This is a genomic window from Geomonas oryzae, assembly GCF_004117875.1.
Classification (GTDB): Bacteria; Desulfobacterota; Desulfuromonadia; order Geobacterales; family Geobacteraceae; genus Geomonas; species Geomonas oryzae.
Map to the genome: position 1 here is coordinate 293,569 of NZ_RAHW01000001.1, position 10,873 is coordinate 304,441.

Below are 10,873 nucleotides of genomic sequence, written 5' to 3' on the forward strand. Positions count from 1 at the left end.
TGGCAAGCCGGCGGCTCACGGAGCCTTCGACGACGTTGCTACATGCCTTCGCTCTGCGCTTGCAGGGCTTCCATCTGGTAGTGGGCACGCAGGGCATCGGCAATCTCGGCGATGTCACCGGCCATGATCGAGTCAAGACGGTAGAGGGTGAGCCCGATGCGGTGATCGGTCATGCGCCCCTGCGGGAAGTTGTAGGTCCTGATGCGCTCGCTGCGGTCGCCGCTGCCTACCTGGCTCTTCCTGTCGGCGGCCAACTTGGCGTTCTGCTCCATCACGATGTTGTCCAGGATCCTGGACTTCAATACCTTCATGGCCTTCGCACGGTTCTTGATCTGGCTGCGCTCTTCCTGGCAGGCCACGACGGTGCCGGTCGGGAGGTGGGTGATCCTGACCGCGGAGTCGGTGGTGTTGACGTGCTGGCCACCTGCCCCGGAGGAGCGGTACACGTCGATCTTCAGGTCGGCAGGGTTGATTTCGATGTCGATGTCTTCGGCCTCGGGCATGACCGCGACGGTGCAGGCGCTCGTGTGGATGCGCCCCTGCGCCTCGGTCTCGGGAACGCGCTGCACACGGTGCGTGCCGGACTCGTACTTCAACCTCGCGAAGACGCCGTCACCCTCGACGAGCGCGATGACCTCCTTGAAGCCTCCGCGCTCGGATTCGGAGGCGGAGATGATCTCGACCTTCCAGCGGTTCACCTCGGCAAAGCGGCTGTACATGCGGAAAAGGTCGCCGGCGAAGAGGGCGGACTCGTCACCGCCGGTACCGGCGCGGATCTCGAGAACGACGCTCTTGTCGTCGTTGGGGTCTTTCGGAAGCAGCAGGACCTTGATCTCGCCTTCCAGCGTCTCGCGGCGCTCCTCAAGGCTCTCCAGCTCGGCCTGCGCCATCTCGCGCATCTCCTGGTCCGGCTCTTTCAGGAGCTCCTTGTTCCCTTCGATGTCGGCAAGGACCTTCTTGTATTCGCGGTAGGCGGTGATCAGCTCGGCGAGGCCGGAGTGCTCCTTGGAGAGCTTTCTGAACTCGGTCTGGTTCGCCAGCACCTCGGGATCGGACAGGAGCGATTCAAGTTCCCCGAAGCGGACTTCAAGATCTGCGATTTTGTCAAAGATGGACATCTAAAACCTCAAAAAAGGTTCTACGTTCTATGTTCTACGTTCTACGTTGAAAGCAAACCGCAGACGGCAGTGCTCTTAACGTAGAACGTAGAACGTAGAACATAGAACGTGTTTTATTAATTTACACGACCAGCCGGTCGTCCTTGTGGCCGCCGTTCAGCTCGAGCGCCACCTGCATGGACTTGATGGCGACCTCGATCTGGCTGTCGTCCGGCTCGCGGGTGGTCAGGCGCTGCAGGGCAAGCCCCGGCGCGATGATCATCTTCACCAGCGGGTGGTTGTCATGCTTCGCGGTCCACCTGAGTACCTCGTAGGAAAGCCCGGCGATCATCGGCAGCAGGATGATCCTCGACCCGGCCTTGAAATAAAACGGCCAGAGCTTCGGGATCAGGGAGAACACCACGATGCTCACCAGCATGACGATGAGAAGAAAACTCGTGCCGCAACGCGGGTGGAGGCAGCTGTACTTGCGCACGTTCTCGACGGTGAGTTCCTCGCCCGCCTCGAAGGTGAAGATCGATTTGTGCTCGGCGCCGTGGTACTGGAACACCCGCTGGATGTCCTTCATCCTCGATATGCCGACGATGTAGATGAGGAACACGGCCACGCGGATCACGCCGTCCACCAGGTTGAAGACGATGTTCGAGTCGCCGATGACCGGAACAAGCAGCTTGGTGAGGTAGAGCGGAAGGATGAAGAAAAGCAGGATGCCGAAGCCGAAGGCAGCACCCATGGTGCCGGCGATGGCCCAGTTGTTGATCTCTTCCTTCTCTTCGCCCTCGGCAAGCGCCTCGTTCGCGGAGAAGTTGAGCGCCTTGATGCCGGTGGCGAGCGAGGAGAAGAGCGCCACCGCACCGCGCACGATCGGGAGCTTGGTGATCGGGAACCGCTCGGAGAGGGGGATCACCGTCTCGCTCTTGACCGAGATGTCGCCGTCAGGGCGCCGTACCGCAATGGCCAGCGAGCGCGGAGCCCGCATCATGACACCTTCCAGAACCGCCTGTCCGCCAATGTTGATCTTTGACACGTGTTACCTCGTGTGTTGAAACGAAGGAAAACTACATTTCCCGGAAAAACTCTCTGACTTGTGCCATCTTGCCGCAGCACATGGCGCCTTCGGGGCAGGGGCCGCCGAGGCAGCCGGGACCGGCCTTCTCGAAGACGGTCGGCGCCACCGGCTTCACCAGCCGGAGCATCTCGATCGCCATGGCGCGGATCTCCCACTGGGCCCGCTCGCAGCAGCGCACCGCGAAGAAGTGCAAAAGCTCCCTGGCGTTCATGGTGATGATGATCTTGGTCTCGGTCGCGTTCGGGAGCAGGTAACGCGCATCCTCCGCCGGAACGCCCGCCTCAACCAGCGCGGCATAGGCGGCATGCACCGCCGCCACCTGCGCTTCGAAAAGCTTCAGGTGCTCGGGGTTGCCGGCGATGGAATCGGGGGTCACGACCGCGAAACGTTCCTTGTGGGAAACGTAGCGCTGGGACTGCTGGGAAAAGGAGGCTACCCGGTGCCGCACCAGCTGATGGCTGGTGACGCGCGAGATCCCGTCCACGCCGAAGGTGAACGAGGCGTGCTCCAGCACCGACTGGTGCCCAAGCGACATGATCTTGTCCAGGAATTTTTTTACGTCAGCGCCGGAAAGCTTCTCCTTGAGCGCCTCGATATCTGCCGACGAATAGCAGAGCCGGGCCGCCAAGGCGATGGTCAACTCGGGCTCGGGGGTGTGTTGCAGAAGGGCAACCTTCATGAAGATCCTTCAAAAGACAACAGGTTGTGCAATCAGGTCATAGAAAACGAAACAAGGGGATTTCGCCATGTGACAAAATCCCCTCCGAACGGATTCGCAAACGCGAAAGCATCTACTTTTCCAGGTTGTATCTCTTGCGGAAGCGCTCGACGCGGCCGGCGGTGTCGATCAGCTTCTGCTTGCCGGTGTAGAACGGATGGCACTGCGAGCAGATCTCGGTGCTGATCTCAGCCTTGGTGGAACGGGTCTGGAACTCGTTACCGCACAGGCACTTTACGGTAATTTCTTCGTACTTGGGGTGGATCCCTTCTTTCATTATCTTCCTCCTCGCGGGGTCGCACCCCGTTATCTAGCTTGATAGGTAATGCCGGAAAGTAGCCATAAATAGCACCTCCCCCGCAAAATTTCAACAGTTTTTTACTTGCTCATGGAATCGAGGAAGTCCTGGTTGGTCTTGGTCCCCTGAAGCTTGGAGATCAGGAACTCCATGGAATCGACCACGTTCATCGGGTGCAGCACCTTTCTGAGGATCCAGATGCGGTTAAGAGAGGCCTGCGGGATGAGGAGTTCCTCCTTCCTGGTGCCCGACTTGTTGATGTCGATGGCGGGGAAGGTCCTCTTCTCGACGAGCTTCCTGTCGAGGTGGAGTTCCATGTTGCCGGTGCCCTTGAACTCCTCGAAGATGACCTCGTCCATCTTGGAGCCGGTATCGACCAGGGCGGTGGCGATGATGGTGAGCGATCCGCCTTCCTCGATGTTGCGGGCGGCACCGAAGAAGCGCTTCGGCTTGTGCAGTGCGTTGGAATCGACACCGCCGGAGAGGATCTTGCCGGACGGCGGGATCACGGTGTTGTAGGCGCGTGCCAGACGGGTGATGGAGTCGAGCAGGATGACGACGTCGCGCTTGTGCTCGACGAGGCGCTTCGCCTTCTCGATGACCATCTCGGCCACCTGGATGTGACGGGAGGCCGGCTCGTCGAAGGTGGAGGAGATGACCTCGCCCTTAACGGAGCGCTGCATGTCGGTAACCTCTTCCGGGCGCTCGTCGATCAGGAGAACGATCAGGAACACCTCGGGGTGGTTCAGCGCGATCGAGTTGGCTATGTTCTGGATGAGCATCGTCTTGCCGGTGCGCGGCGGAGCGACGATGAGCCCCCTCTGCCCCTTGCCGATCGGCGCGACCAGTTCCATGACGCGGCTCGACATGTTGTCCGGGGTGGTCTCGAGGATGAGCTTCTCTTCCGGGTAGAGCGGGGTCAGGTTGTCGAAGAGGATCTTGTCGCGGGCGACCTCGGGAGACTCGTGGTTGACGGTCTCGACCTTGAGGAGCGCGAAGTAGCGCTCGCCTTCCTTGGGCGGCCTGATCTGGCCGGCAACGGTGTCGCCGGTATGCAGGTTGAAGCGGCGGATCTGGGACGGCGAAACGTAGATGTCGTCCGGACCCGGCAGGTAGTTGTAATCCGGCGCCCTCAGGAAGCCGAACCCGTCAGGCAGGGTCTCGAGGACCCCCTCGCCGAAGATCATGCCGTTCTTCTCGGTCTGGGCGTTGAGGATGGCGAAGATCAGGTCCTGTTTCCTGAGACTGGACGCCCCCTCGATGTTCAACGCCTTGGCAATGGCCGTGAGATCGTTGATTTTCTTTTCTTTAAGTTCCTGTAGGTTCATCTGTTCTCCTGATATGGCGCAAATATAGAGCTAGCGGCGTTTGCCTGAATGGAAAGCACGGGAATGTCGCACCGAAACGGCATGGATGTACATGCGGGGTGTGCCTGATGAGCGCTAACGTGTAAAGGATCTGTGAATTATTAACCCTGGTTTACTCTAGAGGTGTCGAGTCGGTTCGGAATGAGAAAGCTTGGGGTATATAAGGTGTCTGCTAAAGGTCTTATTGAGGATAATGGAAATTTATACCCTTGTCCTCATTACCTTGTCAACTTTATTTTTAGAAGCTTTACGGGGGAAATCAGACGCACTTGGTATGGAAGAGCAGGGCGTTCTGTGACCGTAACGCGGTCAATTTATTGTCACAGATCCTGACCGGTTGACGCATCTTCCCCGCTTTCCGGCTCCGTCTCCGCTTCATTTGCAGCAACGGTGCCATATTTCACGGTGCCGCGACGTTTTCTGCGCGCCTTCTGCCGTTTCAGCTTTTCCGCCGCCAGTTCCTTCTTGGTCTTGCCGCCACCGGCACCTTCCAGCTTCTCCAAAAGCAGGCGCCGGGCCAGGAAGCGGTTCAGCGACTGGCTGCGCGACTCCATGCATTTGACCTCGGTGCCGCTCGGGAGATGTTTTATGTACACGCACGAGGAACTCTTGTTCACGTGCTGCCCCCCGCGCCCTGAAGCGTGCACGAAGCGCTCTTCCAGATCCTTCTCCGCGACCCCGAGCTGCTCCATCTTTTCCCTGAGCCAGCGGTTTTTCTCCTCGCTCACCGCGAAATCGGCCATCTTGCGTCTCCCCTTTCGAATCGCCGGCCATGATAGCGTTGGATATCGAGGAAGTCAAAGATGTGCAGTTGGTAAGCATGCGGAGACGACGACGTCCATCCCCTCTCCCCCCGGGAGAGGGTGGCCGCAGGCCGGGTGAGGGAGACGCCACGGGCCATTAATTGCCTATTGCAACGCCCTCACCCCGCCCCTCTCCCAAGGGGAGAGGGGGAATGGACAGACCGGGATGTTCTTCGGTGGGTCGGGCGGAGTTCAGCGCCCGGATTGGGGCAGCACCACGTCGGCCATCAGGGTGGCGATCTGCGTCGCCGTGAACCGGTTGTTGTTGAAGATGAGGTGGTAGAGGGTCGGATCGGTGATGTCCCGCCCGAGGAAATCCTTCAGGAAGGCATCGCGCTGGCGCTGCTTGTCCCGGACCTTGTCCTGGGCCTCGTCCGCGGAAATGCCGCAGCGGGCGGCGACCGACTTCACCTTGAAGCTCATCGGGGCAACGATCCTAAAGTGGTAACAATTGCCGGTGTCCTGGGTGAGGATCGAGGCACCACGCCCCACCAGGATCACGTTCCCCTCCGTGGCAAGCGCCAGGATCTGGCGGCTGAGCAGGCGGTAATAATCCTTGTCGCTCTTCCAGCGCGACGAGAAGGTCGAGAGCATGTCGTCGAGGAAGCGGTTCTTGGTTCCCAGGTTCTCCAGGATCTCCTGGTTGAGGTTATGGTCCTTTGCCACCGCATCGAGCAGGGCGCGATCCATCACCAGCCAGGGCTTGCCGCTTCGGCTCTCCAAAAGCCCTTGCAGCCTTTCCGCCACCGGGTACCCCTCGCAGCCGAACTCTCGGGTGATGGTCACCGTCGGGTTGCCCCGCTCCACATCCACGAAGCCGTGCTCATGCAGGTTCCTCCGCCCCACCTCCATCAGTCCGCGCAGCCTCTGCTCGATGGAAGGGATCAAAATGCTCTTGGACATGGCACCCTCCTGTACAGGTTAATTCCCCGGCCTAACACCTCTAATTAGGCCCCTTTTTGCGCGACAGTCAACCGCCCGACGCCATTCTTTCGAGCGCATACGCGGGGTTGCCGCTGCGGCGCCGCTTTTTTCCGTTATCATTTCCGACATGATGCCCCTATGGTTTCCTCTCACAGTGATCTCCGCTTTCTTCCTCGCCACGAGCGATGCAACGACGAAGCGCGCCCTCGAGGGACGTAACGAATATCTGGTTACCTGGCTGCGCATCGTCCCGACACTGCCGCTCTTCCTGATGCCGCTCCCCTTCATCCCGGTGCCGGTAATCGGTGACGACTTCTATTTCTGCGTCTTCACCGCACTGCCGCTGGAGACCATCGCCATCATCCTCTACACGAAGGCGCTCAAACTCTCGCCGCTGTCGCTCACCCTGCCGCTTCTGTCGCTTACGCCGCTGCTCCTTTTGGTGGTGCCGTTTCTGCTCTTGGGCGAACGGATCTCCCCCATGGGGGGTGCCGGGATCCTCCTCATCGCCCTGGGTGGCTACCTGCTGAAATCGGGCAAGGGGGAGAGCGGGGTCCTCGCCCCCTTGAAAGCAATCGCGCGGGAAAAGGGGGCCCTGTGCATGCTCGGCGTCGCGGCGATCTACAGCGTCACCTCGACGCTCGGCAAGCGCGCCATCGCCGCCTCATCTCCCCTTTTCTTCGCCGCGGTCTACCTGCCGCTCCTGGTTCTCGCCGTCACCCCTATCGCCCTTTACAAGGCGCGCGGCGAACTCGGGCAGGCCGCGCGCAACGGCACGGTGCGGTCCGCCCTGCTCCCCGGCGTCTGCTACGCGCTGCAGGCCCTCACCCACGTCTACGCGGTCAACCTGACCAACGTCGCCTACATGATCGCGGTGAAGCGCCTGAGCCTTCTCTTCGGCGTTCTGTACGGCCATTACCTGTTCAAGGAACGCGGCGGCATCGTCCCGACCCTCATCATGCTGGCGGGCGTCTTCCTCATCGTGCTCGGCGGATGATCGGTCGCCCGCAACAGCACCGCCGCGAGCCGTCGGGAAATTGACAAAACCGCGGCAAGAAACCTTTTCAAAATGTTGACGGATATGTCATCGGCGCCCACCGGTCTTACATGCCTGCCTTCCGTCCGGCGCGGGAAGCCGCGCTCAGCCTTTACCGCCCCGAGTCTTATAGCCCAGCCGCCGGGCGCTCCCGCCTCTGGCATGGCAGTTGCTTTCGATCATCCTGATCAGCCCCGCCCGCACCTTGCCTTAGACCCGCGGCGGGCACGCTGTCGACCAAACCGTAAATGGAGATACTCATGAGCCAGCTAGTTACCCGCCCAAACGGCGGCCCGGTCGCCGTGGTTGATAACGGCACGCTCGTTTCAGCCATCGTCGTCACCCGCAACCGCGAATCCCACCTCAGGGAGTGCCTTAGTGGCCTTATGGAGCAGAGCATCGCCGACAGGATGGAGGTCATCCTGGTGGACCAAGGCTCCGACGAATGCGAATGGGCCGTGGCGGCCGACCTGCAAAGGCGGTACGGAAAGCTCGTCATGCTCAAGGTCCCCGCCGCATCCGCGGTCAAAGCAGTGAACATGGCGCTCAAGATTGCGTCGGGCAAGTACCTCACCATCCTCGACGCCACCGACCGCATGAGGCGCGACGCCTACGAGCAGTTGGCCGCGACGCTGGAAACCAACCCCACCGCGATGCTGGCCTACGGCGATACCTGCTTTACCGCCATCCCCCACGAAAACTTCGCAAACCATACAAGCTACGGCAAGGTGATCTGGCCCGACTACACGGTGCAGCAGCTCTCCCAGCTCTCCGAGGTGGCACCGCACCCGCTTTGGCGCAGGGAGCTGCACGACAGCATCGGGTTCCTGCCGGAAGGTTACCCGAACCACGGCATACGCGAGTTCCTACTGAAGACGGTGGAGCGCTTCCGCATCCAGCACATTGAAGAATTCACCGGGCTCAAGCTGATTGTTGCAAGTGGCCAGGCCGTCCAGTCCGAGCCCCGTGCGACCGCGATGCCGGTACAGGAGCAGTTTTCCTCGCAGCCGCTGCATAGCTTCGAGCAAGCCGCCCCGGCGCAGGCAGCACAACCTGCCCCGGCCCCGCTCGGCCCGGACGAGGCGTACGCGAACCTGAAACCCGTTCTTTCCGGTGGTGACATGGAAAAGGCGGAAAGGGTGCTCAAGGAGCACCTGCTGCGCTACCCGAACCACGCGGTTGCGCACAACGATCTGGCCGCAGTGAGCTACCAACTCGGCAATTGCGAGCAGGCTCTCAAGCACTACCGCGAGGCGGTCCGCCTGCAGCCGGACGAGGATGTCTACCTGAAGAATTTGGCCGATCTCCTCTACGTCGAGACGGACGGGACCGAAGAAGCGATCTCCATCTACCTGAAGCTCCACGAGAAGTCCCCGCGCGACGTGGAGACCCTGCTGAACCTGGGCCTCATCTGCGAGGGGGTTGGGCAGCCGGCCGAGGCGGAATCGTTCCTTCAGAGGGTGCTCGAGATCGAGCCCTGGAACCAAGCGGCACGCGAGCGCTTGAAAGCGCTCAGGGAGGCCACGGCCGCACCGGCACAAGCAAGCGCTACGGCAGCGGCACCCGCCCCGGCATGCGAGGATGACGAGATGACTGCGGAGGAGCTCTACGAGGTCTCGCAGCAGATGGTGCAAAGCGGCGACCGCTCAGGTGCTGAGACGAACCTGCGCAAACTCATCGAGTTCTACCCGGATTTCGCCCCTGCGCATAACGATCTGGCTGTCCTAGCCTACGAGCATGGGGACAATGAGACCGCCAGAATCCACTACGAGAAGGCAGCGCAACTGAAACCGGGCAACAGCACCTTCCGGAAGAACCTGGCCGACTTCTACTTCGTGGAGGGGTACGACCTGGACGGCGCCATCAACATCTACCTGGAAGAGCTCCGGAAGGAACCGAAGAACATCGAGACGCTGATGGGTCTGGGTAAGATCTGCACCGTTTTGGACCGCCCTGCGGAGGCGGAAAGCTTCTATGGCAAGGTGATCAACCTGGAGCCCTGGAACCGCGAAGCCCGCGAAAGCCTGAACTCGCTAAAGCAGGCGGTGAACGGGTAGAACCGAGAGGACGTTCAACGTTCAGCATTGAACGTTTACAACCAACACCGTGGCAGGCCCCGTCTTACTGGGGACGGGGCAAGTTTTTATTAAAGTTTCGCCCGGCTTGCGCCGATACGTACAGCGGCTGACAAGCCCAAGGCGGAGGACGTTATGGCAATGAAAACAGCATGGGACTACGTAAGCGACATGTTCGATACGCTTACCTCGCAGGACACCATGAGGGCACAGGCAGCGACCGGCGCTATGGCCTCGGGTGCGACATTCTTCCAGAAGAAGGATTACACCCGCGCGGCCAACGAGTTCAAACGCGCCATTTCGCTCGATCCCACCACCGCACAGCCATACAACCTCCTCGCCAACGCCTATCTCGCACAGAACAAGACCGATGAGGCCATCAAGACCTACAAAAGCTCCCTCGCCCTTGACCCCACCCAGGACTCTGTGCACACAAACCTCGGGAACATCTACCTGCAGCAAAAGAAGTACAACTTGGCTGAGAAGGAGTTCAAAGAGGCCGCGCGCCTGAACCCCAGCGACACCCTAGCCCCCTACACACTAGGACAGCTCTACCTGCAGACCGACCGCATGAGTGAAGCGGAGGCGCAGTTCAAGAAGGTCGCCAAGATGGCCCCCAACGATCCGAACCCCTACTACAGCTTAGGTGTCACCTACAACAAAGAGGGGAAGTACGAGGAGGCGGTGAAGGAGCTGACCAAGGCTGTGAAGATCCGGCCGAAGATGGCAGCGGCCCACTTCGAGCTGGGCGTCGCCTACTCCGAACTCGGCGACAGCACTAACGCCCAGCAGGAGGTGAACACCCTGACCTTGCTGGACGCGTCGCAGGGGGCACTTTTGAAGGCGACCATCGCCCAACCGAAGATGGTGGCAGGCGGCGGCGGCGAGACCGACACCTTCTTCCCGGCGCTGGAGTCCGGGACTGCGCTCGTCGGCCTCCTCGGGGTCGACAGCACCACTGGACAGCCGCTCCAGTCCAAGGCCTTCAGTCTCACCTTTTATTTCGATTCCGCGATGGACCCGACATCCGTGCAGGACACGAGCAACTGGACCATCACGAAGGCGAGCGGCGGCGCCGCCGGTTACTATAACAACCTTCTGCCAGTGCTCCCAACCGAGGCGTACATCCCGCAGAACCCAATTAGCGTGGTCTACGACCAGGAGAAGCAATCCGCCACCGTCACCTTTATGCTGAGCCAGAACTCCACCAATAACGCGACCGTCGACCCGTCCCACATGGTCTTCAAGTTCTCCGGTACCGACGCCCGCGGCAAGATCATGGACCCGACCGCGGACGAGTTCGACGGCGCGGCGGAAAGCCCCTTTTAGACTCACTTCACCCCGGGGAAGCGCCCCCTTCGCGCCGCGCCCCCCTCCCCCCCCCTCCCCCCCCCTTCCCCCTCCTTCCACACCGTACATCCGCGGGCACTGGCACGACATCTGCAGAAACTGAAAAGTCGTCTGC

10 protein-coding genes are annotated in these 10,873 nt (G+C 60.7%); 3 read left to right on the forward strand and 7 right to left on the reverse strand.

The window, feature by feature from the left end; all coding sequences use genetic code 11:
• Nucleotides 1-38: 38 nt before the first annotated feature.
• From prfA to D6Z24_RS01395, 7 genes are all read right to left on the reverse strand, one after another.
• The gene (prfA, locus tag D6Z24_RS01365) at nt 39-1,112 is read right to left on the reverse strand and encodes a peptide chain release factor 1 (RefSeq protein ID WP_129125398.1); all 1,074 of its coding nucleotides are present in this window, start codon (nt 1,110-1,112) and stop codon (nt 39-41) included.
• A gap of 127 nt (nt 1,113-1,239) precedes the next feature.
• Entirely contained in the window at nt 1,240-2,145 is a 906-nt protein-coding gene (locus D6Z24_RS01370; protein WP_129124744.1) for a DUF1385 domain-containing protein, read from the reverse strand.
• 31 nt (nt 2,146-2,176) lie between these two features.
• Nucleotides 2,177-2,866, reverse strand: a complete 690-nt coding sequence (gene thyX, locus D6Z24_RS01375; protein ID WP_129124745.1) for an FAD-dependent thymidylate synthase — start codon at nt 2,864-2,866, stop codon at nt 2,177-2,179.
• Between the two features lie 112 nt (nt 2,867-2,978).
• The gene (gene rpmE / locus D6Z24_RS01380; RefSeq protein ID WP_129124746.1) at nt 2,979-3,182 is read right to left on the reverse strand and encodes a 50S ribosomal protein L31; all 204 of its coding nucleotides are present in this window, start codon (nt 3,180-3,182) and stop codon (nt 2,979-2,981) included.
• Nucleotides 3,183-3,283: 101 nt separating this feature from the next.
• Entirely contained in the window at nt 3,284-4,531 is a 1,248-nt protein-coding gene (rho, locus tag D6Z24_RS01385) for a transcription termination factor Rho (RefSeq protein WP_129124747.1), read from the reverse strand.
• 359 nt (nt 4,532-4,890) lie between these two features.
• On the reverse strand, nt 4,891-5,313 hold the full coding sequence (locus D6Z24_RS01390; protein WP_129124748.1) for a peptide chain release factor family protein: 423 nt from the start codon (nt 5,311-5,313) through the stop codon (nt 4,891-4,893).
• Nucleotides 5,314-5,565: 252 nt separating this feature from the next.
• A complete protein-coding gene (locus D6Z24_RS01395; RefSeq protein WP_129124749.1) occupies nt 5,566-6,276 on the reverse strand; it encodes a cytidylate kinase-like family protein in 711 nt (236 codons plus the stop codon).
• A gap of 175 nt (nt 6,277-6,451) precedes the next feature.
• On the opposite strand from D6Z24_RS01395, the gene D6Z24_RS01400 reads away from it, so the two are divergent.
• The 3 genes from D6Z24_RS01400 (at nt 6,452) to D6Z24_RS01410 (ending at nt 10,737) form a co-directional block, all read left to right on the forward strand.
• A complete protein-coding gene (locus D6Z24_RS01400) occupies nt 6,452-7,294 on the forward strand; it encodes an EamA family transporter (protein WP_246014531.1) in 843 nt (280 codons plus the stop codon).
• Nucleotides 7,295-7,593: 299 nt separating this feature from the next.
• A complete protein-coding gene (locus tag D6Z24_RS01405; RefSeq protein ID WP_129124751.1) occupies nt 7,594-9,390 on the forward strand; it encodes a tetratricopeptide repeat protein in 1,797 nt (598 codons plus the stop codon).
• A 153-nt stretch (nt 9,391-9,543) separates the two neighbouring features.
• On the forward strand, nt 9,544-10,737 hold the full coding sequence (locus D6Z24_RS01410) for a tetratricopeptide repeat protein (protein WP_129124752.1): 1,194 nt from the start codon (nt 9,544-9,546) through the stop codon (nt 10,735-10,737).
• Nucleotides 10,738-10,873: the final 136 nt, after the last annotated feature.